The 25787-nt window shown below is 66.4% G+C and carries 25 protein-coding genes and 3 pseudogenes; 19 read left to right on the plus strand and 9 right to left on the minus strand.

Annotation, left to right across the window (positions count from 1 at the left end; translation table 11 throughout):
* The first annotated feature begins 33 nt into the window (after positions 1-33).
* The 3 genes from H9L12_RS11035 to H9L12_RS11045 all read left to right on the plus strand — a co-directional run bounded on the left by H9L12_RS11035 (position 34) and on the right by H9L12_RS11045 (position 2578).
* On the plus strand, positions 34-705 hold the full coding sequence (locus H9L12_RS11035; protein WP_187541775.1) for a pyrimidine 5'-nucleotidase: 672 nt from the start codon (positions 34-36) through the stop codon (positions 703-705).
* Positions 702-1526 carry a 2,3,4,5-tetrahydropyridine-2,6-dicarboxylate N-succinyltransferase gene (dapD, locus tag H9L12_RS11040; RefSeq protein ID WP_187541776.1) on the plus strand — a complete coding sequence of 275 codons (825 nt, stop codon included), beginning with the start codon at positions 702-704 and terminating at the stop codon, positions 1524-1526. The genes H9L12_RS11035 and dapD overlap by 4 nt, the downstream gene beginning before the upstream one ends.
* 74 nt (positions 1527-1600) lie before the next feature.
* Positions 1601-2578, plus strand: a complete 978-nt coding sequence (locus tag H9L12_RS11045) for a DMT family transporter (RefSeq protein ID WP_223177120.1) — start codon at positions 1601-1603, stop codon at positions 2576-2578.
* On the opposite strand, the gene H9L12_RS11050 is transcribed toward H9L12_RS11045, so the two are convergent.
* Positions 2558-2902 (minus strand): TlpA disulfide reductase family protein, encoded by a 345-nt coding sequence (locus tag H9L12_RS11050; RefSeq protein WP_187541777.1) that lies wholly within the window; start codon positions 2900-2902, stop codon positions 2558-2560. The genes H9L12_RS11045 and H9L12_RS11050 overlap by 21 nt on opposite strands.
* Positions 2903-3130: 228 nt before the next feature.
* On the opposite strand from H9L12_RS11050, the gene argH reads away from it, so the two are divergent.
* Genes argH through H9L12_RS11065 form a run of 3 tightly spaced genes read left to right on the plus strand, consistent with a single transcriptional unit; the run spans position 3131 to position 5696 of the window.
* Positions 3131-4507, plus strand: coding sequence for an argininosuccinate lyase (gene argH, locus H9L12_RS11055; RefSeq protein WP_187541778.1), 1377 nt, complete (start codon positions 3131-3133; stop codon positions 4505-4507).
* Between the two features lie 2 nt (positions 4508-4509).
* On the plus strand, positions 4510-4836 hold the full coding sequence (locus H9L12_RS14225; RefSeq protein WP_343060367.1) for a hypothetical protein: 327 nt from the start codon (positions 4510-4512) through the stop codon (positions 4834-4836).
* Positions 4833-5696, plus strand: coding sequence for a UTP--glucose-1-phosphate uridylyltransferase (locus H9L12_RS11065; RefSeq protein ID WP_187541779.1), 864 nt, complete (start codon positions 4833-4835; stop codon positions 5694-5696). Before H9L12_RS14225 ends, H9L12_RS11065 begins: the two co-directional genes overlap by 4 nt.
* Here the strand turns inward: H9L12_RS11065 and H9L12_RS11070 are convergent.
* Together H9L12_RS11070 and H9L12_RS11075 are read right to left on the minus strand one after the other, a co-directional pair.
* On the minus strand, positions 5693-6229 hold the full coding sequence (locus H9L12_RS11070; protein WP_187541780.1) for a response regulator: 537 nt from the start codon (positions 6227-6229) through the stop codon (positions 5693-5695). The two genes, H9L12_RS11065 and H9L12_RS11070, sit on opposite strands and share 4 nt — an antisense overlap.
* A 49-nt stretch (positions 6230-6278) precedes the next feature.
* Positions 6279-6845, minus strand: a complete 567-nt coding sequence (locus tag H9L12_RS11075; RefSeq protein ID WP_187541781.1) for an HNH endonuclease — start codon at positions 6843-6845, stop codon at positions 6279-6281.
* A 187-nt stretch (positions 6846-7032) separates the two neighbouring features.
* On the opposite strand from H9L12_RS11075, the pseudogene gluQRS reads away from it, so the two are divergent.
* The 8 genes and pseudogenes from gluQRS to H9L12_RS11115 all read left to right on the plus strand — a co-directional run bounded on the left by gluQRS (position 7033) and on the right by H9L12_RS11115 (position 12749).
* A pseudogene (gluQRS, locus tag H9L12_RS11080) lies at positions 7033-7862 on the plus strand (tRNA glutamyl-Q(34) synthetase GluQRS).
* A 32-nt stretch (positions 7863-7894) separates the two neighbouring features.
* Positions 7895-8098 carry a twin transmembrane helix small protein gene (locus H9L12_RS11085; RefSeq protein ID WP_187541782.1) on the plus strand — a complete coding sequence of 68 codons (204 nt, stop codon included), beginning with the start codon at positions 7895-7897 and terminating at the stop codon, positions 8096-8098.
* 20 nt (positions 8099-8118) lie between these two features.
* On the plus strand, positions 8119-8694 hold the full coding sequence (locus tag H9L12_RS11090) for a cob(I)yrinic acid a,c-diamide adenosyltransferase (protein WP_187541783.1): 576 nt from the start codon (positions 8119-8121) through the stop codon (positions 8692-8694).
* 40 nt (positions 8695-8734) lie between these two features.
* On the plus strand, positions 8735-9955 hold the full coding sequence (egtB, locus tag H9L12_RS11095; protein ID WP_187541784.1) for an ergothioneine biosynthesis protein EgtB: 1221 nt from the start codon (positions 8735-8737) through the stop codon (positions 9953-9955).
* Positions 9939-10913, plus strand: a complete 975-nt coding sequence (gene egtD, locus H9L12_RS11100) for an L-histidine N(alpha)-methyltransferase (protein ID WP_187541785.1) — start codon at positions 9939-9941, stop codon at positions 10911-10913. The genes egtB and egtD overlap by 17 nt, the downstream gene beginning before the upstream one ends.
* A 35-nt stretch (positions 10914-10948) precedes the next feature.
* Positions 10949-11251, plus strand: coding sequence for a YggT family protein (locus H9L12_RS11105; protein WP_187541786.1), 303 nt, complete (start codon positions 10949-10951; stop codon positions 11249-11251).
* On the plus strand, positions 11248-12120 hold the full coding sequence (folD, locus tag H9L12_RS11110; RefSeq protein WP_187541787.1) for a bifunctional methylenetetrahydrofolate dehydrogenase/methenyltetrahydrofolate cyclohydrolase FolD: 873 nt from the start codon (positions 11248-11250) through the stop codon (positions 12118-12120). The genes H9L12_RS11105 and folD overlap by 4 nt, the downstream gene beginning before the upstream one ends.
* Positions 12117-12749 (plus strand): MarC family protein, encoded by a 633-nt coding sequence (locus H9L12_RS11115; RefSeq protein ID WP_187541788.1) that lies wholly within the window; start codon positions 12117-12119, stop codon positions 12747-12749. The genes folD and H9L12_RS11115 overlap by 4 nt, the downstream gene beginning before the upstream one ends.
* 58 nt (positions 12750-12807) lie before the next feature.
* Here the strand turns inward: H9L12_RS11115 and H9L12_RS11120 are convergent, their stop codons facing one another.
* Positions 12808-14634, minus strand: a complete 1827-nt coding sequence (locus tag H9L12_RS11120) for an AcrB/AcrD/AcrF family protein (RefSeq protein ID WP_246450387.1) — start codon at positions 14632-14634, stop codon at positions 12808-12810.
* A 58-nt stretch (positions 14635-14692) separates the two neighbouring features.
* On the opposite strand from H9L12_RS11120, the gene H9L12_RS11125 reads away from it, so the two are divergent.
* The 3 genes from H9L12_RS11125 to H9L12_RS11135 are packed head-to-tail and all read left to right on the plus strand — an operon-like array spanning position 14693 to position 16802.
* Positions 14693-15115 (plus strand): GtrA family protein, encoded by a 423-nt coding sequence (locus tag H9L12_RS11125; RefSeq protein WP_187541789.1) that lies wholly within the window; start codon positions 14693-14695, stop codon positions 15113-15115.
* Positions 15112-16062: a glycosyltransferase family 2 protein gene (locus H9L12_RS11130; protein WP_187541790.1), complete on the plus strand. Its 951-nt coding sequence runs from the start codon at positions 15112-15114 to the stop codon at positions 16060-16062. Before H9L12_RS11125 ends, H9L12_RS11130 begins: the two co-directional genes overlap by 4 nt.
* Positions 16062-16802 (plus strand): class I SAM-dependent methyltransferase, encoded by a 741-nt coding sequence (locus tag H9L12_RS11135; protein ID WP_187541791.1) that lies wholly within the window; start codon positions 16062-16064, stop codon positions 16800-16802. Before H9L12_RS11130 ends, H9L12_RS11135 begins: the two co-directional genes overlap by 1 nt.
* Here H9L12_RS11135 and H9L12_RS11140 read toward each other — a convergent pair.
* Positions 16729-18351 carry a hypothetical protein gene (locus H9L12_RS11140; protein WP_187541792.1) on the minus strand — a complete coding sequence of 541 codons (1623 nt, stop codon included), beginning with the start codon at positions 18349-18351 and terminating at the stop codon, positions 16729-16731. The two genes, H9L12_RS11135 and H9L12_RS11140, sit on opposite strands and share 74 nt — an antisense overlap.
* Complete coding sequence (locus H9L12_RS11145) at positions 18351-19571, minus strand: argininosuccinate synthase (RefSeq protein ID WP_187541793.1); 1221 nt, start codon at positions 19569-19571, stop codon at positions 18351-18353. Before H9L12_RS11145 ends, H9L12_RS11140 begins: the two co-directional genes overlap by 1 nt.
* A gap of 134 nt (positions 19572-19705) precedes the next feature.
* On the opposite strand from H9L12_RS11145, the gene H9L12_RS11150 reads away from it, so the two are divergent.
* The gene (locus H9L12_RS11150) at positions 19706-20356 is read left to right on the plus strand and encodes an EF-hand domain-containing protein (RefSeq protein ID WP_187541794.1); all 651 of its coding nucleotides are present in this window, start codon (positions 19706-19708) and stop codon (positions 20354-20356) included.
* A 213-nt stretch (positions 20357-20569) separates the two neighbouring features.
* Positions 20570-22533 (plus strand): annotated as a pseudogene (locus tag H9L12_RS11155) (S46 family peptidase).
* Here H9L12_RS11155 and H9L12_RS11160 read toward each other — a convergent pair.
* From H9L12_RS11160 to rlmN, 3 genes and pseudogenes are all read right to left on the minus strand, one after another.
* Positions 22530-23749: pseudogene (locus tag H9L12_RS11160) on the minus strand (class I SAM-dependent methyltransferase). The pseudogenes H9L12_RS11155 and H9L12_RS11160 overlap by 4 nt on opposite strands.
* A 64-nt stretch (positions 23750-23813) precedes the next feature.
* Positions 23814-24461 carry a sulfite exporter TauE/SafE family protein gene (locus H9L12_RS11165; RefSeq protein ID WP_246450388.1) on the minus strand — a complete coding sequence of 216 codons (648 nt, stop codon included), beginning with the start codon at positions 24459-24461 and terminating at the stop codon, positions 23814-23816.
* 102 nt (positions 24462-24563) lie between these two features.
* The gene (gene rlmN / locus H9L12_RS11170) at positions 24564-25769 is read right to left on the minus strand and encodes a dual-specificity RNA methyltransferase RlmN (protein WP_246450390.1); all 1206 of its coding nucleotides are present in this window, start codon (positions 25767-25769) and stop codon (positions 24564-24566) included.
* Positions 25770-25787 lie beyond the last annotated feature (18 nt).

Genomic DNA, 25787 nt, shown 5'->3' on the forward strand with positions numbered 1-25787 from the left:
CGGCCATGTCAAAAAGGGCTAGGCGCGCGGACGATGGATCCGCGCCTCGCCCACGTCCGCCACTGGATTTTTGATCTCGATAACTGCCTCTACCCTGCCGAAACGCGGCTGTTCGACCTGATCGACGAGCGGATGACGGCGTACATCGCGCGCCTACTGTCGGTCGAAGCGGACGAGGCGCGGCGGGTCCAGAAGGCGCATTTCCACACGCATGGGACGACTCTTCGCGGATTGATGCACGAACATGATGTCGACCCGCATCACTTCCTCGACGACGTTCACGATATTCCGCTCGACCGGGTGTGTAACGACGAAAGGCTGGCACGGGGCCTGGCCCGGCTTCCCGGGCAGAAGCTGGTCTTCACCAACGGCGATGCGCCCTATGCCCGTCGCGTACTGGAGGCGATCGGCATCGGCGATGCGTTCGAAGCGCTCCACGACATCCACGCCGCCGAGCTACGTCCCAAGCCCGACGCCCATGGCTACCGCCTGCTGCTCGACAAATTCGCCATCGATCCGGCCCGCGCCCTGATGGTCGAGGACATGGCGCAGAACCTCAAGCCGGCGAAAGACCTGGGCCTGACCACCGTGTGGGTCGACAACGGCTCCGAACGCGGCAATCACGGCCACCACCCCGATTTCATCGACTTCACCATTCGCAACGTCGGCGAATGGCTCGAAACGATCACGAAGGAAGATCAATGACCGCCCAGATCCAATCGACCATCGATGCCGCGTGGGAAGACCGCGCCAACATCAGCCTCCTCACCGGCGGAGAGGTGCGCGTTGCGGTGGAGACTGCGTTGGCGTTGCTCGACGCGGGCGAAGCGCGGGTCGCCGAGCCGGGCGCGGACGGCTGGACGGTCAACCAGTGGCTGAAGAAGGCGGTGCTGCTGTCGTTCCGCCTGAACGACAATATGCTGGTGCCCGACGGCGCCGCCGGCGCCCCGGCGTTCGACAAGGTGCCGTCCAAGTTCCAGGGCTGGACCGAAGAGCGGTTCCGCGAGGGCGGCTTTCGGGTCGTGCCGGGCGCGGTCGTCCGCCGCGGGTCGTTCATTGCCCGCAATGCCGTGCTGATGCCCAGCTTCGTCAACGTCGGCGCCTATGTCGGTGAAGGGACCATGATCGACACCTGGGCGACGGTCGGCAGCTGCGCGCAGATCGGCCGCAACGTGCATATTTCCGGCGGGACCGGGATCGGCGGGGTGCTCGAGCCGCTTCAGGCCGGGCCGGTGGTGATCGAGGACGATTGCTTCATCGGCGCCCGGTCGGAGGTCGCGGAAGGGGTCATCGTCGAGCGGGGGGCCGTGATCTCAATGGGAGTCTTCATCGGCGCATCGACCAAGATCGTCGATCGGGCGACTGGTGAAGTTGTCTACGGACGAGTTCCGGCCTACTCGGTGGTCGTCCCGGGGACACTGCCGGGCAAGGACGGCGGGCCGGGCCTCGCCTGCGCCGTCATCGTCAAGCGGGTCGACGAACGCACCCGGTCCAAGACCTCGGTCAACGAGCTGCTGCGCGACTAACCGATAAGTACAGCTTATCGATTTCAATGCGCGTTTGATTGGCGTGCCGCCGCGCTTGCCCATAGTCAGGCCGGATGGCCCCTATCGACCGCCTGGCATCGATCGACGAATTCCGCGCTCCTGCGCCGGTCGTCAGCGGCGTGCCACTCATGGGCCGCACCGAATGGCTTATGCTGCTCGGGCTCGCCTTGGTGTGGGGCTCGGCGTTCATGTTCATCAAGGTCGCGGTCGCCCATTTCGAGCCGCTGACCTATGTCTGGCTTCGCGTTGTCATGGCGGCTGCGGCACTGGTCGTGATCCTGCGAGTCAGCGGCAAGCGCCTGTCGCTGCCGCTCGCCCTGTGGGGCTCGGTGGCGGTGCTGGCGTTGCTCAACAACATCATCCCGTTCATCCTGTTCGGCTGGGGCCAGCGCCACATCGCCAGTGGTCTTGCCGCCATCCTGCAGGCGACCACCCCGATCTGGGGCGTGCTCGCCGCCCACCTGCTGACCCGCGACGAGCGGCTGACGCCGGCCCGGCTGATCGGGGTGCTGGTCGGTTTCGCCGGCGTCGCGGTGATGATCGGGCCGCAGCTTGCGGCCGATGACGGCGACCACCTGCTTGCCCAGATCGCCTGCCTGTTCGCGTCGTTCCTTTATGCACTGGCCGGGATCCACGCGCGGCGGTTCAAGGCGCAAGGCGTCGGACCGATGGAGCTTGCCACGGCCCAGTTCGTCGCCGGCGCGGTGATGCTGGCGCCGATCGCGCTGTGGGTCGACCAGCCGTGGAACGGCCTGACCACCTCGCTTTATGCCTGGGGCTCGGTGGCGATCCTCGCCCTCGTCTGCTCGGCGATCGCCTACATCGTCTTCTTCCGGCTGATCGAGCGTGCCGGCGCGACCAACTCATTGCTCGTCACCTTGCTGGTGCCGCCCGTCGCCATCATCGTCGGCGGACTGGCCTTTGGCGAGCAGCTGGGGATCAACCAGCTTGGCGGCCTGCTGCTGATCTTCGCCGGCCTCGCGGTCATCGACGGCCGGCTGGCGAACCGCCTAGCGCGCCTCGGCCAGTAACGCCCGCGCCTCGGCGCCGGTCCAGTCGAGGTCGCCGATGTAACGCCACACTTCGCGGCCGTTCTTGTCGTACAAGACGCTGGTGGGCATGACCTGGACGTCGAGGGCGCTCGACAATTTCATCTCGGGATCGTGATAGGCGCCAAGGTCGGCGATCTTGTGGCTGTCGAGGAACGCGCGGACCGAGGCCTGCTCGCCAATGTCCTGGCTGACCGCGATCACGCCCAGCGCGCCGTCCTGGCGCTGGGATTTCGAAAGCGCGTCAAGGGTCGGCAGTTCCTTCACACATGGCGCGCACCAACTGGCCCAAAGGTTGACCAGCACCGGGGCTCCGGCAAATTCGGACAGGCTGATATCTCCCCGTCGGGGTCGCGGAAGACCGCGTCGGGCGCTTGCGTGCCCTTGTGGCTTCGGTCCACGCCCTTCATCGCCGAAGGCTCGCCGGTGGCCGAGCCTTGAGGCGCTTCGGCCTTTTGCCTATCGCAGGCCGTCGTCGTCAGCAGCATCGCCGCCAGGAGAAAGATCATCGGCCGCACGGGTAACTCCAACCAGATGTGGGGCGGTCGCTTCGCGGGCGGCCCATCCGCAGTGATGCGCGAGATAAATGCGTCGATCGGCGTCGACAAGCGGTTGTGGCGCGAAGACATCGCCGCCAGCCGCGCCCATGCCGACATGCTTCGCCGGCAAGGCATCCTCAGCGAAGCCGACGCCCGCGCGATCGACGAAGGGCTGAACGCGGTCGGGCTGGAGATCGGGGAGGGCAAGCTCCACGAGGACGCGGCACTGGAAGACATCCACATGCATGTCGAGCATCGCCTCGGCGAACTGATCGGCGAGCCCGCCGGGCGCCTGCACACGGCGCGATCGCGCAACGACCAGGTCGCGACCGACTTCCGCCTGTTCGTTCGCAATTGCATCGACGAAGCGGTCGAGGGCATCGACGCGCTTGAAGCGGTGCTGCTCGACCGCGCCGAGGAGCATGCCGACACCGTCATGCCCGGCTTCACCCATCTCCAGTCGGGCCAGCCGGTGACGCTCGGCCATCACCTGCTCGCCTATCGCGAGATGATGGTCCGCAACCGCAGTCGCTTCACCGATGCGCGGGCGCGGATGAACGAATCGCCGCTGGGCTCGGCGGCGCTGGCCGGGACCGGCTTCCCGCTCGACCGTGACGTCACGGCGTCGTCGCTCGATTTTGACCGCCCGACCGCCAACAGCATCGACGCCGTCAGCGACCGCGACTTCGTGGTCGATTATCTCCACGCCGCCGCGCTGACATCGGTCCATTTGTCGCGGCTCGCGGAAGAAATCGTGTTGTGGGCGTCGCAGCCGTTCGGCTTCGTCACACTCCCCGACGCCTGGTCGACCGGAAGCTCGATCATGCCCAACAAGCGCAATCCGGATGCCGCCGAACTGGTCCGCGGCCATGCCGGGCGGATCATCGGCGACCTCGTCGCCCTACTGGTCATCCTCAAGGGACTGCCGCTCGCCTATTCAAAGGATCTGCAGGACGACAAGCCGCCGCTGTTCGACGCTCACGACCTTCTGGCGCTCAGCCTGGCGGCGATGGCCGGAATGGTTGCCGACCTGACCTTCCTTCCGGAGCGGATGCGCGCGGTCGCCGCCGCCGGCCACGCCACCGCCACCGACCTTGCCGACTGGCTGGTCAGCGATGCCGGGGTGCCGTTTCGCGAGGCGCATCACATCGCCGGCCGCGCCGTGGCGGTGGCGGAAGCGGCGGGCAAGCCTCTGGACCAGCTGACGCTGGGCGAGCTTCAAGCGGTCGATCCCCGGATCGTCGACAGTGCGATCCCCCGCCTGTCGGTGGAAAGCTCCGTCGCGGCGCGAACCTCGGCTGGCGGCACCGCACCGGCCAAGGTAAGGGAGGCCATCGCCGCGGCCCGCGCGGCGATTGCGAAGCGAGGGTGAGGATGCGGCACAAGATCTTGCTGGCCGGCGCGATGTTGGCGCTGGCGGCGTGCGGCAAGGTTGGCCCGCTGGAGCCTGCCGCAGGGCAACGGCTTCCGATCAAGCCATTGATGGCGCGCGAAGCGCCGACGCCGGAGGATTTGCTGGCGTTCGACCCGCAGGCCCGGCCCGAACGGGTCGATGAACTGCTGAAGCGGTCGCAGCCGCGCAAGGCCGATCCGTTCGACCTGCCGCCACCCGACGCCAACCTGGCGCCAACGTCACCGACCGAAGTGACCGAGCCGGCCGCGGCCACCACCGGACCCGACAACGCAGAGGAACCGCGATGAGCGCCAAACCCATTCGCAAGGCGGTCTTCCCGGTCGCCGGGCTCGGCACTCGCCTGCTGCCCGCGACCAAGACCATGCCGAAGGAAATGCTGACGGTGGTCGACCGGCCGCTGATCCAGTACGCCGTTGACGAGGCGCGCGAGGCCGGCATCGAGCAAATGATCTTCGTCACCGGGCGCGGCAAATCGAGCCTGGTCGACTATTTCGACATGGGCTTCGAGCTTGAGGCGACGATGAGCAAGGCTGGGAAAAGCCTCGACCCCTTGTCCGGCAGCCGCTCCAATTTCGGCGAGATCGTCTCGGTCCGCCAGCAGCAACCGCTCGGCCTCGGCCATGCCGTGTGGTGCGCGCGCCATATCGTCGGCGACGAACCGTTCGCGGTGCTCCTTCCCGACGACCTGATGTTCGGAACGCCCGGCGCGCTTCGCCAGATGGTCGACGCCTACCAGCAGCATGGCGGCAATATCGTCTGTGCGCAGGAAGTGCCGGCCGACAAGACGGGCAGCTACGGAATCATCACGCCGGGCGACACCCGGGGCAATGCCACCGAGGTGCGGGGCCTGGTGGAAAAGCCGAAGCCCGAGGAGTCGCCGTCGCGGCTGGGGGTCGTCGGCCGTTACATCCTGCAGCCCGAGGTGATGACCATTCTCGACGCGAAGGAGCCGGGGGCGGGCGGAGAAATCCAGCTGACCGATGCCATGGCCAAGCTGATCGGGCGCCAGCCGTTCCATGCGGTGACGGTCGACGCGGTGCGCCACGATTGCGGCGACAAGGCCGGCTTCGTCCTCGCCAACCTGGCGATCGCGCTGGAGCGGCCCGAACTCAGGTCGCGGATCGAGGAATTCCTGGCGGCGCGCTAGCCGGCGGACCGCGCGACGATTTTCTGGAGACGGAGCAATCCGGCCTCGCTCGCCTGGAGCGCTGCGCGTGCTTCGCCCAGTTCGATCGCGCGAGTAATAACCCGCGCATCAAGGACCGCGTTGTCTTCGCGAAGCTCCCGGATCAATCGCGCACGCGCCAGCCGCCGGTCGACGCGGGCGAGCAACACGGAGAAGTCGAACGGCTTGGCAACGACGTCGTCGGCCCCGGCACCGAACCCGTCGATCGCCCCGCTGGCGTCCGACCGGCCAGTGATCAGGATAACCGGCGTTTCCTTGACCGTGCTGTCGTAGCGGATCATTCGCACCAGCTCCACGCCGCTCAGCCCCGGCATGCGCAATTCGGCAATGACCAGGTCGGCGGGCTGGCGATGAAGTTCGGCCATCGCCGAGGTGGGCTTGTCGCACGCCACCACGCGATAGCCCGCTTCGGCGACGCGCTTGGCCATGACGGTGAGGGCGCGCTCATTGGGTTCGACGATCAGGATTCGCGAGGGGAAGGGTTGGCCGGTCATGGCCGCAGGTGTGAAGCGAAATGGTTAACGCTCGGTTAGGCCGCGGGCCTCACGGATCGAGTTCGATGTCCCAATAGAGATAGTCGCGCCAGCTCTGGTGCAGGTAGTTGGGCGGGAAGGCGCGGCCATGGTCCTGCAACTGCCAGCTGGTCGGACGGTATGGCTCCTCATGAATATGCATCTGCGCCTGGCGCGGCGTTCGGCCGCCCTTTTTGAGATTGCACGGGGCGCAGGCGGTGGCGACGTTTTCCCAGGTCGTCCGGCCACCCTGGGCGCGTGGCACGACGTGGTCGAACGTCAGCTCCCGTGCCGACCCGCAATAGACGCAGCGAAAGCGGTCGCGAAGGAACAGGTTGAAGCGGGTGAAGGCGGGATGCTCATTCGGTCGAACGAACTGGCGAAGGGCGATAACCGACGGCAGCTTGAGGCTGGCCGACGGGCTGCGCACCTCCCGCTCGTAGTGCGACACGACGTCGACACGCTCCAGGAACATCGCCTTGACCGCCGTCTGCCACGGCCACAGCGACAATGGATAGTAGCTCAGCGGCGTATAGTCGGCGTTGAGGACGAGGGCGGGGCAGCTTTCGGGATGGCGGATGAGGTCGGGGTGATACACGGCGCAAGTCTCTCCAGCGTCAGTGGTCCGTTATGGCCCCGACGCCGTTCCCCCGGCCGGATCGCACCCATGGCGGGAAGACCGGCGGCCCAAGGCCCGTCTTTCCGTCTTAGTCTCGCCCCGGATGCCAACCCGGTTTGACGATGGCATGACAGCATGAGCCGCGAATCACCGTCAAGAGTCGTTTTTGCAACAGGTCACCACTCGCTTCGCCCCGTCGCCGTCTGGCCGCCTTCATCTTGGCCACGCCTATTCGTCGGCGATCGGTCATGCCCGCGCCAAAGCGGGCGGCGGTGACTTCCTGGTGCGGATCGAGGATCTCGACCCCGGTCGCTGCCGGCCCGAATTCATCGACGGGATTTTCGAAGACCTGGATTGGCTCGGCCTTTCGCCCGACCGGCCACCGCTGGTCCAGTCGCGGCGGACCGATGACTATGCCGCCGCGCTCGACCGGTTGAAGGCGCTCGGCCTCGCCTACCCCTGCTTCTGCACCCGCGCCGACATTGTCCAGTCGCTGACCGCGCCGCATGGCGATGCCGGAGGAGGCTATCCCGGCACCTGCCGCGGCCTTGCCGACGATTCGGCGCGTCGCGCGACGACGCCGCACAGCTGGCGGCTGGACAGCGCAAGGGCCCTCGCCCTCGCCGGCTTGCCGACGTGGCGCGAGGACGATGGGCGAAGCTTCACCGCGACCCCGCGGACATCGGCGACGCCATCCTTGCCCGCAAGGACGCGCCATCATCCTACCACCTCGCCTGCGTTGTCGACGATGCGGATTCCGGCGTGACGCTGGTCGTGCGCGGCATGGACCTCCGCCCGTCGACCCCGACCCAGCGCTTGTTGCAGATGCTGCTCGACCTGCCGGAGCCGACTTACCTGCACCATCGCCTTGTCACTCACGACAGCGGCCGCCGCCTCGCCAAGCGCGACCAGGCGCCGACGCTGGCAGCGATGCGAGATTCGGGCGTCGACGGCCGGGTCCTCGTCCAACGGCTGATAAAGGGTGACCTCCCCTAGGATTCCGACTGTCGGAAGCCTAGATAGCGACCATGTCCACGCTCCTCATCATCCTGCTCGTGGTGGCCATGGCCGCCGTTCTCTTCGTCCTCGCCCGTGGGGTCATGGCGATGGCATCCGGCAAGGACATCAGCGGACAGCAACAGCAGAATTACATGCAGAAGCGCGTGCTGTTCCAGGGCGTCGCGATTGTGCTGGTCATCGCCATCCTCGCGCTCGCCGGCGGCAAGGCCTAGGCGCCGGTCGCGGCCCGACGATGGTCAAGCTCAACAAGATCTATACCCGCACCGGCGACGGCGGCACCGCCGGGTTGGTGGATGGCAGCCGGGTCAGCAAGTCGAGCGCGCGATTGGCGGCGATCGGCGACGTCGACGAGGCCAACAGTGCCATCGGCCTGATTATCGCGGACGTGAAGGAAGCGCATCTCAAGTCCGAACTGCTGCTCGTCCAGAACGAGCTGTTCGACCTTGGCGCCGACCTCGCGACCCCGTTCGATACCGAGTTCGAGGAACATGCCCTGCGGATAATCGCCGCGCAGGTCGAGCGGATCGAGCATCGCATCGATCACGCCAATGCCGACCTGGAGCCGCTGACCAGCTTCATCCTGCCCAGCGGCTCGCGATTGGTCGCTTCCCTTCACCTCGCGCGCGCGGTGACGCGGCGGGCGGAGCGATCGGCGGTCGCGCTCCGGGACGGGGGCGAAGCGGTCAACCCGCACGCGCTCGCCTATCTTAATCGCCTGTCCGATTACCTCTTCGTCCTCGCACGTTTCGTGGCGGCGGGCGAAGGGGGTGACGTGTTGTGGCAGCCCGGGGCGACGCGCGGCGATTGAACGTTTCGTTTCGCCACCCGTTGAGCGGGGGAAGGGGAACATGGCGCGATCCGATCCTGACCGAACGCTGGCCGAACGGCTGCAGGTGACGCGCGCGCTGACGCTGGCGCTCGCCGAACCGTTGAGCGACGCCGACGCCACCATTCAACCGCACCCCGACGCGTCGCCGGCGAAATGGCACCTAGCGCACACGACCTGGTTCTTCGAGACCTTCGTGCTCCGCGATCATGTTCCCGGTTACCGCCTGCACGACGAGCGCTGGCCGTTCCTGTTCAACAGCTATTACAATGGCGAAGGCAACCGCCACGATCGCCCCCGGCGCGGCATGATCAGCCGTCCGAGCCTCGATGAGGTCCGCGACTATCGCCGCGCGGTCGACGAAGCGCTTCAGGCCGCGGTCCCCGGCCTTTCTGGCGACGCTTTGGCATTTGTTGCGCTGGGCATCGAACATGAACAGCAGCACCAGGAACTGTTCCTCACCGATATCCTCGCCACCCTCGCCGAAAATCCGCTCGAGCCGGCCTACGCGCCGATCGACGCCGCGCCTTGCTTCGCGACCGAGCCACTGACTTGGCTTCCGGGCCGCGAGGGATTGGTCGAGGTTGGCGCCTCTAGCGGCTTCGCCTTCGATTGCGAACGCCCCCGCCACCAGGCGCTGGTGCACCCGCACGCCATCGCCAATCGCGCGGTGACGAACGGCGAATGGCAGGAGTTCATCACCGACGGAGGATACACCACGCCGACGTTGTGGTTGAGCGACGGTTGGGACTGGGTGCAGCGCGACCGAGTGACCGCGCCGCTATACTGGCGCGACGGCGAGGCGTTCACGCTGGCCGGCCGCCGCCCGATCGACCGCGCCGCGCCGGTCGACCATGTCAGCTATTACGAAGCCGACGCTTACGCCCGCTGGGCCGGTGCGCGCCTGCCGACCGAATTCGAATGGGAAGCGATGCTCGACAGCGCCGACCCCAGTCTCGGCCACCAGCTAGACCATGCCGGCGCGGTCCTGCCCAAACCCGGCGGCGGGCCATTCGGCGACGTCTGGCAATGGACCCAGTCGGCCTACCTGCCATACCCCGGCTTCATGCCCGAGGCCGGAACCGTGGGCGAGTACAACGGAAAGTTCATGAGCGGGCAGATGGTGCTGAAGGGCGCTAGCTGCGCCACGCCACGTGGTCACTCACGCGCCTCCTATCGCAATTTCTTCCCACCGGCGGCACGCTGGCAGTTCACCGGAGTCCGTCTTGCTAAAGACCTTTGACGCGCCCAAGGCCGACCCCGTCGACCCCGCTTTTCGTCGCGACGTCCTTGCCGGCCTGGCCGAACCGATTCCGGCGATTCCCGCCCGTTGGCTCTACGACCGGCGCGGGTCGGAACTGTTCGACGACATAACCCGCCTGTCATCCTATTATCCGACGCGGACCGAGACGGCGTTGCTCGACGCCAAGATGCCGGAGATCGCCGCGCGCGTCGGCAAGGGCGGCGCGGTGGTCGAATTCGGCGCCGGGTCCGCCACCAAGATTCGCCTGCTGGTCGATGCCATCGCCGCCACCGCCTATGTGCCGATCGACATCAGCGGCGATTACCTGCGCGACAGCGCGGCGCAGCTTGACGCCGACCTGCCCGACCTTGCCGTCTATCCGGTCGAAGCGGACTTCACCAAGACCGTTGCCTTGCCCGCGGGAATCGAGGGCATGCCCCGCCTCGGCTTTTTTCCTGGATCGACGATCGGTAATTTCGTCCCGTCGAGCGCGACCGACCTGTTGTACAATTTCCGCGCGACGCTGGGCACCGGTGCGCGGCTCCTGATCGGCATGGACCGGGTCAAGCCGGTCGACCGCCTGATCGCCGCCTACGACGACCCGGAAGGGGTGACCGCCGAATTCAATCGCAACCTGCTGACGCGCATCAACCGCGAGCTGAACGGCGACATCCCGGTCGATGCCTTCGCGCACGAGGCGCGCTGGAACGACATGCTGGCGCGAATCGAGATGCACCTTGTGGCCACCCGCGATGTCAGCTTCACCGTGGAGGGCGAACGCTTCTCCTTTGCGAAGGGTCGGAGCATCCACACCGAGAACAGCCACAAATATGGACCGCGGGGCGGGAGATTGCTGCTGCTCGCCGGCGGCTGGACGCCCATCGCGGAATGGAATGCGCCCGAAGACGACTTCGCCCTGATCCTGGCCGAAGCGCAGCGCGAACGGTTCGCTCCCTGATGGACGGGGCCACGGCGCCCCGCTAGAGAGCGGCCATGGTTCTCGCCCTCTTCCAGATCATCGACATGATCCTGCAGCTCGCGACCTGGGTCATCATCGCCCAGGTCATCCTGAGCTGGCTGATCGCCTTCAACGTCATCAGCATGCAGTCGAACTTCGTCCGCACGCTGGCGATGACGATCGAGCGCATCACCGCCCCGCTGTACCGTCCGATCAAGCGCCTGCTTCCGGATTTCGGCGGGATCGATTTCTCGCCGCTGATCGTGCTGCTCGGCATCCAGGTGCTACGCAAGCTGCTCGGCGGTCTCTACCTTGAACTCGGCCCGACGATCACGTGACTGCCGCGCTGATCGACGGCAAGGCGGCGGCCGCCGCGCTTCGTGAAAAGGTCGCCGTCGAGGTCGCGCGCTTCCGCGAAGCGACCGGTCGCGCGCCGGGACTTGCCGTCGTGCTGGTCGGCGAGGACCCGGCCAGCGCCGTCTATGTCCGGTCGAAGGGCAAGGCGACCCGTGAGGCGGGCATGGAAAGCTTCGAACACAAGCTGCCCGCTACGACGTCGCAGGACGATCTTCTCACCCTCGTCGATCAGCTCAACGCCGATCCGTCGGTCGACGGCATCCTCGTCCAGCTGCCGCTACCGCCGCAGATCGACGAGCGGGTCGTCATCACGCGCATCGACCCGGACAAGGACGTCGACGGCTTTCATCCGGTCAATGCCGGGCGGCTCGCCACCGGCCTTCCCGGTTTCGTCCCGTGCACGCCGCTCGGCTGCCTCATGCTGCTCCGCCAGACGCTCGGCGAGCTGAGCGGCAAGAGTGCGGTCGTCATTGGTCGCTCAAACATCGTCGGCAAGCCGATGGCGCTGCTGTTGCTTGGCGACAGCTGCACCGTGACCATCGCCCACAGCCGCACACGTGACCTGCCCGACGTGGTGCGCCAGGCCGACATCGTCGTGGCCGCCGTCGGACGGCCGGAAATGGTCAAGGGCGATTGGCTGAAGCCGGGCGCCACCGTCATCGACGTCGGCATCAATCGCGTGGAAGGCAGCCTGGTCGGCGACGTCGACTTCGCTTCGGCCAGCGCGGTGGCCGGCGCGATTACCCCGGTTCCCGGCGGGGTCGGGCCGATGACCATCGCCTGCCTGATCCGCAACACCTTCGTCTCCGCTTGCCGCACCGAAGGCGTGACATTCGACTCGGCGCTATGATCGAGCTTGCCACCACCGCCTTCATCACCCTGCTGGTGATCATCGACCCGCCGGGCTGCGCGCCGATCTTTGCGTCGCTGACCCGCGGCACCGATGTCGCCCATCGTCGCCGAATGGCGATCCGGTCGAGCCTGGTGGCGTGGTGCATCCTCGTCTTCTTCGCGCTGCTCGGCGAACCGCTGCTCAAGCATATGGGCATCAGCCTCAGCGCCTTCCGGCTGGCGGGTGGCATCATGCTGTTCATCATCGCGCTGGAGATGGTGTTCGAGAAGCGAACCGAAAAACGCGAGGAGCGCGCGAAAGAAATCGAGGGCACGCCCGAGGCAGAGGACATCAGCGTCTTTCCGATGGCGATCCCGATGATCGCCGGTCCGGGCTCGATCGCGTCGGTCATGCTCTTGAATGCCCGTGCCGATGGGCTCGCGGAATCGTTGACGGTGCTCGGCGCGATGACCGCGGTCATCCTGCTGACGCTGATCGCAATGCTCGCCGCCGGTCCGCTGATGCGCGCCATCGGCGTCAAGGTCGAGGCGATGATCACCCGCATTCTCGGGGTTATCCTCGCCGCGCTGGCGGTGCAGTTCGTGCTCGACGGGCTCGAACGCAGCCTGCCCGGTCTGGCCGGCTAGGAGCGCTTCCAAGAGAAGTGGGAACCGGTTTTCCGGCCGGAAGCAAGACCGGAAAATATCACCCCACGACCTTCCACATCTTCCACGGGCTCTTCGGTCCGAGGTCGACCGGCTGCAACCAGCTGGGCACCTTCCCCGCGGCCAGCTGCACGTAAAAACCTTTCTTGGCCTCGGCCATGAAGATCGTCGCGCTCGACTGGTTGGGACACACCAGCACATAGTCGGCGCGGTAGGTATCGACGATGATCCGGCGAGCATTCCGGGCATCGCCGCGGAACGCCAGCATCGAATCGGCGATCGCCCGGTCGTTGCGGTGATAGGGGCCGGTGATCGCGTTGTGCTTCGTCATCGCGATGATGCGAGGACCGAAATCGACGAAGGTGAAGATCGTGCCCTTTGGCTGGACATTGACCGGGCGAAGCGCCGCCAGCGACGGGCAGCGGCGGTTGGCGGTGGCGACCAGCTTGCCCATCGCCTTGGGCAACTCTTTCGGAAAGGGGAGGTAGTTCGACAATAGCGGGACCGCCGCGCCCATGCCGATCAGCACGACGGTGACCGTGCCGAGCACGCGCACCAGGCTGTTCTCGCTGCGGAAGGCGCGCGGTGCGAGGAAGAATGCGATGGCGACGGAGCCCGGCACCGCCATCATCTGCGCGGCGGGTCCCGTCCGGGTCTGCCACATCAGCAGCGCCAGCGCGGTGAAGGCAGGCGCCGCGACCGCCAGCGTCCTCGCCAGCTTCATCGACGCGCGCCGCGCCCGCCACGCCAGCAAGAGATAACCGAGCAGGCCGCCGATCGGCAGCGCCAGCGTCAGCGTCGCGATCTCGGCGCTGTGGCGATAGATCGGCCGGGCTTCCTTGACGTGGCTCAGCCATAGCTCGGTCGCCAGCGGGCTGACCCCCTCGAGCCGCGACAGGCATTGCGGGAAGGCGAGTGCATGGAACGCCGCAACGATCGCGCCGGCGACGGCCGCCATCGCCAACCGCACCGCCCAGCTTGAGGTCAGCCGGCCCGGCAAGAAGGCAAGCCCCACCAGCAACGCGCCGCCGACCATCGCGTCGGACAACCACACCGGCGACAGTGCATCGCACACGGCCGCGCGGTTGGCGTAGGAAGCGAACAGCACGAAGCCTACCGCCGTCCCGGCCGCCAGACTTCCGGCATAGGCGATCAGCCGACGCCGCTCCGACGGGTCGACGATCCAGAAGAAGACCTGCGCCACCCCTGCCAACGCCAGGTAGATCATCATCTCAAGGCCGATGGTCAGCGACAGCGCGCTGGCGACGCCGGTGGTCAGACCGCCCCGTGCCCGCCTGGGATCCGCAAGTCCGGCCAGGACGATCGCCAGGAACGCCAGCTGCCAGCCGTGGTGGTCGATGCGCAGCGGATAATACATGCCCATGGTCGATCCAGCGAAGACCATCGCCGCCAGCGCCAGCACCGCCGCGCGCGGACTGACCAGACGGCGCGTCAGCACCGCAATCGCGCCCAGCATCGGAAGCATCGGTAACAGCGGTGCGATCGCGCAGGCCCACCGCTCGGCCTCGACCCCGCCGACGAACGGCCGAAGCGCCAGGATCAGGCCGGCGATCGGCAGGTCGACCAGCCGCGACCAGTGGATGTCGGCACCGCCGTGGACCGGGTCGAGCCGGTGCTGGCGAAGGTCGAACCACCCTTGCCCGTCGAGCAGTGCGCGGACCTGGGCCAGGCGCAAATTGTCGTCGGTATCGCCCAGCGCGAAACCGCGCACCTGCGCGTAGCGGCTGAACAGGTAGTAGGCGGCGTAAGCCAACCAGGCGAGGACGACGACGGTGCGCCAGTGCCGGACCAGCCATTCGTCGGCTCGGCCCCAGGCGCGGCCCAGTTTCTGCTCGAAATTCTCCACCCGCCCCAGCCTTTGCAAAACGACGCGCCCGCTCTAACGATTGCGGCAACAGGTGGAAATGGTTCAGTCAACGCTTCAGCGGCTCGATCCCGAGCACCGCGCAACCGTCGCGCAATTGCTCCGCTACGGCATTGCCGGCGGCGTGATCACGCTTGCCGTTGCCGCCAGCTATTGGGCACTCGCCGAATTCGCCGGGCTCGACCCGATGGTGTCGCTGGCGGTGGTGTTCCTGTTCTTCTCGGGCGTCAGCTACGTCACCCACGGCGCGTTCAGCTTTCGCGGGCACGAGGCCGATGACCCGCACCATGTCCGCGCCACCCGCTTCCTCGCGGTTAACATCCTCGGCTTTGCGTTGAACCAGTTCTTCGTCTGGCTACTGGTCAAGCACTTCAACGGGCCGACGTGGTGGCCGACCATTCCGATGGTGCTGGTGACGCCGTTCATCACCTTCGCCCTCCATCGCCGGTACGTCTATTCATGAGCGGCGCGGTCGAACTGACCATTATCGTTCCGGTCAAGGACGAGGAGGATGGCATCGCGCCGTTCGTCGCCACCGTCGTCCCGGTCCTGGAAGCGATCAAGGATCCTGTCGCCCGGTCATTCGAAATCCTGTTCATCGACGACGGCAGCACCGACCGGACGCTGGAGCGCGTCCGCGACGCCAATGCCGCCGACCCGCGCGTCCGGTGCGTCTCGTTCAGCCGCAATTTCGGCAAGGAATCGGCGCTGTCAGCCGGCCTAGACGAGGCGCGCGGGGCCGCCGTCATCCCGCTTGACGTCGACCTTCAGGATCCGCCGGAAGTGATCGGCGAAATGGTCAAGCGATGGCGCGAGGGCAATGACGTCGTCTACGGCGTGCGCGACAATCGAGAGAGCGACAGCCTGCCCAAGCGGATGACCGCCGACCTTTATTATCGCGCGCACAACTGGATGAGCAGCGACAAGATTCCCGAACATGCCGGCGATTTCCGCCTGCTCGACCGCAAGGTGATCGAGGTCATCCGGCGGATGCCGGAGCGCAACCGATTCATGAAGGGCCTGTTCGCCTGGGCCGGGTTCAAGCAGACCTCGGTCGGCTATCACCGCGTCGAACGCGCCGTGGGAACGACCAAGTTCAACTATTGGAAGCTGTGGACGCTGGCGATCGACGGCCTGACCAGCGCCTCGACCGCGCCGCTGCGCATCTGGAGCTACCTCGGCGGGTTCGTCGCGCTGTTCGCGCTGGCCTATGCCATCTTCATTATCATCCGCACGATCTTCTTCGGCATCGAGGTGCCGGGCTATGCGTCGATGATGACCGCGATCCTGTTTCTCGGCGGGCTGCAGCTCATCTCGCTCGGCGTGCTCGGCGAATATGTCGGCCGCATCTTAATCGAAACGAAGGGCCGACCGATCTACGTCGTCCGCGAACGCATCGGGGAGCCGTGATGGAACGCGCCGTCTACGACCGCATGGCCGAACTCGACGCCAGCCATTGGTGGTTCACCGCCCGTCGCCGGATTCTTGCCGAGGTCGTCCGTCGGATCGTCAAGCCGCCGAAGGGCGCGCGGATCCTGGAGATTGGCGCCGGCACCGGCCACAACCTCGACATGCTGGCCGAGTTCGGCACAGTCGAGGGCGTCGAATTCGACGAGCACGCCCGCGAGATCGCCAATGCCCGCACCAGCCACAAGGTCGAGTTCGCCGCGCTTCCGGAACTGGAAACGATCAAGTCCGGCCAATACGACCTCATCGCCCTGCTCGACGTGCTGGAACATGTCGTCGACGACCGGGCGTCGCTGGCGGCGATCTTCGACCGGCTGAAGCCGGGCGGCGCGCTGCTGCTCGCGGTCCCGGCGAACCCGTGGATGTGGAGCGCGCACGACGTCGCCCATCACCACCACCGCCGCTACCGCAAGGCCGAGATCGCCGCGCTGGCCAAGGACGCCGGGTTCGACATTGACTTGTTGAGCCCCTTCAACAGCCTGCTCTATCCGCTGATTGCCGCGGTCCGCGTCGCCAGCAAGGTGACCGGCAAGGAATCGAGCGACGATGCCATGCCGCCGGCGCCACTCAACAAGGCGCTCGACGGGATCTTCGGCTTCGAAAAGAACCTTATCGGGCGGTTGCCGCTTCCGTTCGGCGTGTCGTTGGTGGCGGTGCTTCGCCGACCAGGTCCGACCGCTTGAGCAGGAGCGAGCCCTCGCCGGCCCACACCGGTGTCCATCCCGTTGCCCACGCCCTTGGCACCGGCCGGAAATCGAGTAGCCAGAGGTAGTCGAACGCGTCACGCGGGATATGCGTCATCGCATGTTTGATCGACTGGCCTTCGCGCGGGCAGAAGTTCAGGCGCACCACCTGTGACGGGTCCATCGCGTACCGACCCGCTTCCCGGTAATGAACGGTGAGCAGGCTCGATCCGGCCAGCGGCCACTGGTCGTTGACGAACGCGTCGCGCCGGACCAGCGCCAGCGACGGCAGGTGGTCACTCCGACGCATCGACCAGCCGCGGCATTCGGCATTGACCAGCGCAACAACGCGCGATCCGCGCTCGATATGCGCCACGGCACCTAGCTGGGCCTGTTGATGATCCGACTGGATGGCGAAACCTGCCGTGGTGGTTGCAAGCCGCGCCACCAGGAACACCACGCCGGACACGGCAAGCCATTGGCCGAGCCGCAGGTCGGTGTCGCCTTTGAAACGGATGGCGAGGATCAGGATCGCGGCCATGTAGGGCACCAGCCGCATGTCGGCATAGGCCGATCCGAAGATCACGCGCGGCAGCAGCGCGAAACAGACGGCCATCACCAGCGCGGAGAAGAACAGGTTACGCGACAGGGTCAGCTTGCGATGGATGATCGCGAACAGCGGCACGGCATAGACCACCACCGCACAGACGACGTCCCAATCGCGCCAATGGTCGCGGAAAATGCGCAGAAGGTATTCGCCCTTGCGCGCCCAGTCGAAGTAATCGAGCGTCCGTCCGCCACTCGCCTCGCTGCGCCACAGCACCATGAAGATGACGGGCAGCGCCATGGCGCTGGCATGATAGGCCGCGCGGAAACCCGCCTTCCACCACGACAGGCCGCGATCGTGCTGGCGCACCGCTTCGGCCGAAAAGCACATCAGGCCGAGCGCGCCCCAGCCGAAGGCGTGGGTGAAGAACACGACGATGCTGATCGGCACGAACAGCGCCGCGCGCAGCTTCGACTTGCCCAGCCGCCCCAGCCGCAACCACAGTCCGAAGGCGAGCATGGCGAAGGCCATCGACAGCGCGAAGTTGACGAAGCCGAACAGGAACGGATGCCCGAACGCCAGCGGCAGCGCGAACGCCACTGTCGGCGGCAGACGGTTGTGCACTTCCCGCGCAACCCACAGCATGCCCGCGACAGTCATCGGCGGGATCAGCATCACCACCAGCTTCACCGCCGGCTCCAGCCCGATCAGGTAGGCGAGTGGATTGACCAGCAGGTCGACGCCAAGGTTGCCGATCGGGCGCCAGTGATAGTCGTACCATTGGGACAGGTAGGGGCTGCTGGCGAGGTCGAGCGCGACCTTGTAGCGGCCCATGTGCCCGCCGAGGTCCACCAGCGGCGGGATCGGCGGATAGAGCAGCGGCACGAACGCCAGCAGGATCATCGCCGCAACGAACGGACGTCCTTCCCACCACGGTCGCGGCGCGCCCTTCGGCGCCGGCGCCGGCGCGGCTTCGTGGGCAAGGATGTCGGCGGGCTGCATCAGCCGCGGTCGCGCCGTCCCAGGAGCCGCAGGCGCAGCGCGTTCAGCTTGATGAAGCCCTCGGCGTCGCGCTGGTCGTAAGCGCCGGCATCGTCCTCGAAGGTCACCACCTTTTCGCTGTAGAGCGAGTTGGGCGACTTTCGGCCGGTGACGTGGACACCGCCCTTGTAAAGCTTCATCCGCACCGTGCCGTCCACCTTGGCCTGGCTATGGTCGACCGCCGCCTGGAGCATCTCGCGTTCCGGCGAGAACCAGAAGCCGTTGTAGACCAGCTCCGCATAGCGCGGCATCAGCTCGTCCTTGAGGTGCGCGGCGCCGCGATCGAGCGTCAGCTGCTCGATCGCCCGGTGGGCAGCGTGGTAGATGGTGCCGCCCGGCGTCTCGTACATGCCGCGGCTCTTCATGCCGACGAACCTGTTCTCGACTAGATCGAGCCGGCCGATCCCATGGCGCTTGCCGAGTTCATTGAGCTTGGTCAGCAGCATCGCCGGCGACAGGGCGTCGCCGTTCACCGCGACCCCGTCACCGCCCTTGAACTCGATCGTGATCTCTTCCGGTGTGTCGGGCGCGGCGACGAGGTCGTCGGTGCGCGAGAAGACGTAGGGCGGCACTTCCTCCCACGGATCCTCCAGCACCTTCCCCTCGCTCGAGGTGTGCAGAAGATTGGCGTCGGTCGAGAAGGGGCTTTCACCGCGCTTGTCCTTGGGCACCGGAATCTGGTTCTTTTCGGCGAAGTCGATCAGCGCGGTTCGGCTGGTCAAATCCCACTCGCGCCATGGGGCGATGACCTTGATGTCGGGCGCCAGCGCGTAATAGCCGAGCTCGAAACGGACTTGGTCGTTGCCCTTGCCGGTCGCGCCGTGGCTGACCGCGTCGGCGCTGACCTGGCGCGCGATCTCGACCTGGCGCTTGGCGATCAGCGGGCGGGCGATCGACGTGCCGAGCAGGTAAAGTCCCTCGTACAGCGCGTTGGCGCGCATCATCGGGAAGACATAGTCGGCGACGAATTCCTCGCGCAGGTCGTCGATGAAGATATGTTCGGGCGTGACGCCCATCAGCTCGGCCTTGTGGCGCGCCGGTCCCAATTCCTCGCCTTGGCCAAGGTCGGCGGTGAAGGTCACCACCTCGCACTGGTACGTCTGTTGCAGCCATTTCAGGATGACGCTGGTGTCCAGTCCTCCGGAAAAGGCGAGCACCACGCGGCGGATCGAGTCGGCCATCACAAGTCCCATGCTTGAAATTGAGGAAATTCGGGGCTGGCGGCGCCTTGCCACCGCACACCCCGCCATTCAAGCACGATACAGGATCGTTGAATTATGGCGGGATCCGACGTCGTTCAATGGGGAGTAAACAGATGGTCGACAAGCTGTTGATTGGCGGATTGATCGCCGCTGTGTCCGTGCCGCTTCTGGCGCAGGCGACCGCGCCCGCTGCGCCGGCGCCGGTGGCCCGTGTCGCGCCGGTCACCCCGCCGCCGCCGATGATGACGATGAAGACAATGACCCGCGCCGAGGTCCAGGCTAAGGTTGCCGATCATTTCGCGCGCATGGACACCAACAAGGATGGCGCCGTGACCCTTGACGAGGCCCGGGCAGGCCACGGCGATCGGATGAAGCGCGTCGAAATCCGCAAGGAACGCGGCAATCCCAATGCGGCCTTCGACCGGCTCGATGCCGACCGCAACGGCGTGATCAGCCGTGACGAGTTCGCGAAAGGCCGCGAGATGCGGATGGAAAAGCGCATCGAGATGAAGGGCGCGAAGGCCGACATGCGTGGCATGCACATGCGCCATCATGGTGCCGGCATGGGCATGATGCGCGGTCCCATGATGCTGAAGATGGCCGATGCCAACAAGGACGGCCGCATCACGCTTCAGGAGGCGACCACCGCTACCTTGCAGCATTTCGACATGGCCGACACCAACCGCGACGGCCGGCTGACGCCGGACGAGATGCACGCGGCACACCAGAAGATGCGCGACATGCGGATGCCGAAGGCGAGCTGATCCCCCTCGTCCTTCAAGGCATCGCACCGAAGGGCCCGGAGCAGCGGTCATTCATGCCCCAGGCACGACTGGACCTTGCTTGCACCGGGCCCTTTTTCGTTGTTGAACGCGGCGGAGAATTTTCAGGAGTTGACCATGTCCCGACTGCCGCGTTCCGCCCTGTTCATCGCCGCCGCGACCTTGCCGCTGGCAACTGCGCGCGCCGACGAAGGAATGTGGACGTTCGACGCCTTTCCGACGGCGCAGTTCAAGGCCGCCTATGGCTGGGCGCCGGACCAGGCGTGGCTCGACAAGGTCCGCGCTGCCTCGGTCAAGGTGGGTGGCTGCTCGGCCAGCTACGTCTCTGGCAGCGGGCTGGTGCTGACCAACCATCACTGCGTGCAAAGCTGTCTCCAGGACGTGTCGACGAAGGACAAGGATTATCTGGAACACGGCTTCACCGCCGCCACCCGCGCCGATGAAAAAATGTGTCCCGGCCTCCAGGTCGAGCAAGTCACCGGAATCAAGGATGTCACGGCCCAGGTGAAGCAGGCGATCGGCAGCGCCAGCGGCGAGGCCGCCGTCAAGGCGCGCAACGCCGCCATTGCCGCAATCGAAAAGGCCGGTTGTCCCGACACGGCGACGACGCGCTGCCAAGTGGTGACGCTCTACGGCGGCGGCCAATACAAGCTTTATACCAACCGCAAATACAGCGACGTCCGGCTCGTCTGGGCGCCCGAGGGAGCCGCGGAAACGTTCGGCGGCGACCCCGACAATTACAATTTCCCTCGCTACGCGCTCGATGCCTCGTTCCTACGCGCCTACGAGAATGGCAAGCCGGTAGCGACGCCCAACCACCTGACCTGGACCGCGCGCGATCCCGTCGCGGGCGAACCGATCTTCGTCGTCGGCTATCCCGGATCGACCGAGCGCATGCTGACGCTCAGCCAGTTCGCCTATCAGCGGGAGGTCAACCTGCCGATCGAGCTTGCCACCAACAGCGAGCTTCGCGGACGCCTGATCGAGGCGATGCAGCAAAGCCCGGACAAGGCGCGCGAGGGCGAGGTCGCGCTCTATTCGGTCGAGAACAACCTCAAGCGGACGATTGGCCGCACCCGCGCGCTGGGCAACCCCGAGTTCAACGCCATGCTGGCGAAGAACGAGGCCAACCTCATCGCCAAGTCGAAGGGTAACGCCAAGATCGGCGACCCGTGGGGCGAGATCGAGCGCGCGACCACCGCGCTTCGCGCCATCGACCTCGAACGCCGCTACTCGCGGCCGTCGGGCGAACTCATGACCTATGCGCTTCGCCTGGTCCGCGCGGCGGCCGAGCGGGCCAAGCCCGACAGCGAACGCCTTCCGGGCTACACCGACAGCGCACTGCCGCTGTTGCAGAAGCAGACGCTCGACGCCCGCCCGATCTATCCGTGGCTGGAAGAGCTCCGCATGGAATGGTCGCTGCTGAAGGCGCGCGAGTATCTTGGCGCGGACCATCCGCAGACCAAGCTGCTGCTGGGCAAGGAGTCGCCCGATGGGCTCGCCCGCCGACTGGTGCAGGGCAGCAAGCTTGGCGACGCCGCAGTGCGCAAGGCATTGTGGGACGGCGGCGCGGCCGCGATCGCCGCGTCGAAGGACCCCTGATCCTCTACGCCCGCGCGATCGACGCCAACGACCGCCGCGTGCAGAAGATCTACGACGAACAGGTCGACGGCCCGCTGACCGCCGCCCGCGCCCGACTGGCCGATGCGCGCTTCGCCGCGTTCGGCGATTCGACCTATCCCGACGCGACAGGCACGCTTCGCATAACCTTCGGCAAGGTCGGCGGCTGGATGGAGAACGGCCGGCAGGTCCCGCATCGAACGACCTTCGCCGGCGCCTTTGACCGTGCCACCGGCGCGAAGCCGTTCGCACTGGCGCCGGCCTATCTAGCCCGCCGCAAGCAGATCAACGAGGCCGGAACGCTCGATTTCACTTATGCAGCGGACACCATCGGCGGGAATTCGGGATCACCGGTGATCGACCGCAACGGCAATGTGATCGGTGCCAACTTCGACCGCAACATCCACGGCCTGCGGAACGATTACGCCTATGACATCACCATGGCGCGATCGATTGCCGTGTCGACCGCGGCGATCGAGCAGGCGCTGAAGACGATCTACCCGGCGCCCGCGCTGCTGGCGGAGCTTCACGCCCGCTAGGCGTCCTGGCGGTAGCGGGCCTCGGCCTCTGCCATATAGTCGCGGGTGATCGGGACGGCCTCCCGGTCGCGCACGTATTGCGCCTGGAAATTGCACATCGACCCGCGCTCGAACCCGACGACCCCGCCGGCGAGGTAGAATTCCCACATGCGGAAGAAGCGTTCGTCGAACATGGCGACGATCTGCGCCCGGTTGGCGCGTGCGTTGGCCAGCCAGTGCCGAAGGGTAAAGGCGTAGTGCAGTCGCAGCACCTCGAAGTCGCTGGTGATCAGCCGCACCCGTTCGCTCGCCGCGCTCATCTGGCTGATCGAGGGCAGATGATAACCCGGGAATATCCACTTGTCGGTGAACGGGTCGGGCTTCCCGCGCCGCCGAGTTTGCCGATGGTGTGGAGCAGCATCACCCCGTCCTCGGCCAGCAGTTGCTTGCAGTGATAAAAGAACTCACCGTAGTGCGCCGCGCCGACATGTTCGAACATGCCGATCGACACGATCCGGTCGAACGTCCCGGTGAGCGCGCGATAGTCGATCAGTTCGAATTTGACGCGGTCGGCGACCCCCGCTTCCTCGGCCCGTTGCCGCGCGACCTTCAACTGTTCTTCCGACAGGGTGATGCCGAGCACGTCGACGTCGGCGACGCGGTTCAGATAGAGAGCCGTTCCGCCCCAGCCGCAGCCGATGTCGAGCACGCGAAGGCCGGGCCTGAGGTTCAGCTTGGCGGCGATGTGCGCCTTCTTGTCCGCCTGCGCCTGTTCCAGGCTGTTGTCGGGGTCGGTGAAATAGGCGCAGCTGTATTGCAGGTCGTCGTCGAGGAAGAGCCGGTAGAGATCGTTCCCGATGTCGTAGTGATGCGCGACATTCTTTCGCGACCGCTTCGCATCGTTGCGGCGAAACAGCGCCTTCAGGCCCGACATCCGTCCCTTTTGAAGGGCCTTGCGGCCCTTGCCGCCGGCCTCCCACCGGTTGGCGCCGACGATCATCTCGAGAAGCTCGAGGATGGTGCCGCCCTCGATTTCCAGCCGACCGTCCATATAGGCTTCACCAAAGCCAAGGCGCGGATTGCGAGCGATGTCGAACGCGACCCGCCGATCGAGCAGCCGCACCGTCAGTTCCTGCCCGCCGCCCGGTCCGTAGGTTTCGCGAGCGCCGCTCGGCTGAACCAGCGTCAGCCGTCCCTTCGACATCAAGGTGCCGAGCAATTTCCCGATCAGCGACACGGGTTCGTCCCTCCCCGTATGGAATTTTGACAGGAGTGCCGCGCCGGGGCCGGGCGCGCAAGGGTCAGGCGTAGGCGCGGAGGAAGAAGACCGCCGCCGTCGCGCCGGTCACCAGCAGCGTCCACGCCCGAACCACTCCATGCGGCAGGCGCTTGCCGACATGAGCGCCCGCCCACCCGCCGGCAATGCTTCCGACCAGCATCGGCACGCACGCCCACCAAACCACCATACCGGCGACAACGAAGACGATGGCCGCGGCGGCATTGGCCATCGCCAGCATCATCGTGCGCGGGGCGAACAGGTTGCGCGGATGAAGGCCCGCCAGCAGGCCGTAGGTCCCGGTCATCATCAGGCCGACGCCACCGCCGAAATAGCCGCCGTAGATGCCGAGCATTGCCTGCACGACGATCAGGGTCTTCGGCCCGATGCTGACCCGCCGCGCCAGCCAGTCGGACGCGCGTTTGCCGAACGCCAGCAGGACAAAGGCGTAGAGCACCAGCCATGGGACGATCACGTCGAACGTCCGCGCCGGAGTCGCGACCAGTAGCAGGCTACCCGCCAGGCCCGACACGAAAGTCACTGCAGCGATCAGCCGCCAGTCGAGCCCGGCGACCGGGCCCAGCTCGTCGCGAAAGCTGACCGCACTCGCCGCCGCTCCGGGCAGAAGCGCGACGTTGCTGGTGGCGTTGGCGATGTTGGCGGGAAGGCCCAACGCGAGAAGCGCGGGCAGGGTAGCGAAGGTGCCGCCCCCGCCAGGGCATTCATCGCGCCCCCGACGAAGCCGGCGCCGGCGGCCAGCGCCAGCAGCCCGGGATCAACCAAGCGCGGCCAGCTTCTCTTCGGCCTGGCGGTCCAGTTCGGCGCGGCTCTTCTTTTCGGCGGCCGTCTTAAGCTGCCCACAGGCGGCGTCGATGTCGCGGCCACGCGGGGTGCGCACCGGCGCGGAAATGCCCGCTTCGAAGACGATGTTGCTGAACGACCGGATCCGTTCCGGCGTCGAACATTCGTAGGGTGCGCCGTCCCACGGATTGAACGGGATCAAATTGACCTTGGCCGGCAGCTTGAACTGCTTGATCAGCCGGACCAGCTCGCGCGCGTCGGCGTCACTGTCGTTCTTGTCCTTGAGCATCACATATTCGAACGTGATTCGGCGCGCATTGTTGGCGCCGGGATAGTCGGCGCAGGCCTGGAGCAACTCTTCGATGCCATACTTGCGGTTCAAGGGCACGATCTCGTCGCGCACCTCCTTGGTCACCGCGTGCAGTGATACCGCCAGGTTGACGCCGATTTCCTCGCCCGCCCGCGCCATCATCGGCACCACCCCCGAGGTCGACAGGGTGATGCGACGCTTGGAAAGGCCGAGCCCGTCGCCGTCCATGACGATCTTCAACGCGTCGCGGACATGGTCGAAATTGTACAGCGGCTCGCCCATGCCCATCATGACGATGTTGGTCAGCATTCGGCCTTCGGGCTGGCTCGGCCATTCGCCGAGGGCATCGCGCGCCAGCATCACCTGTCCGACAATCTCGGCCGGTTCCAGGTTGCGCACCAGCCGCATTGTCCCGGTGTGGCAGAATCGGCAGTTGAGGGTGCAGCCGACCTGGCTCGACACGCACAGCGTCCCGCGGTCCGCGTCCGGGATGAACACCATCTCGAAGTCGTGGCCGTCGTGGGTGCGCAGCAGCCACTTGCGCGTGCCGTCGTTTGACACCTGCGCCTCGACCACTTCCGGACGGGTGATGACGAACCGCTCGGTCAGCCAGCCGTGCTGGGCCTTGGCGATATCGGTCATCGCCGCGAAGTCGCTGACCCCGCGGTTGTAGATCCAGTGCCAGATCTGCTTGGCGCGAAGCTTGGCCTGCTTGGGCTCAAGCCCCGCGGTTTCCAGCGCGGCACGGATTTGCTCACGCGGAAGCCCGACCAGCTCGACGCGGCCATCGGCGCGCGCCACGCCGGGGCGCGGAACGGGGACGGGGTCGATCGGGCCGGGAATCGGCATCAAGGCGGTGTCGGCACTCATGAGAGGGGCGCCATGTAG

This window comes from Sphingomonas rhizophila, assembly GCF_014396585.1.
Lineage (GTDB): Bacteria > Pseudomonadota > Alphaproteobacteria > Sphingomonadales > Sphingomonadaceae > Sphingomicrobium > Sphingomicrobium rhizophilum.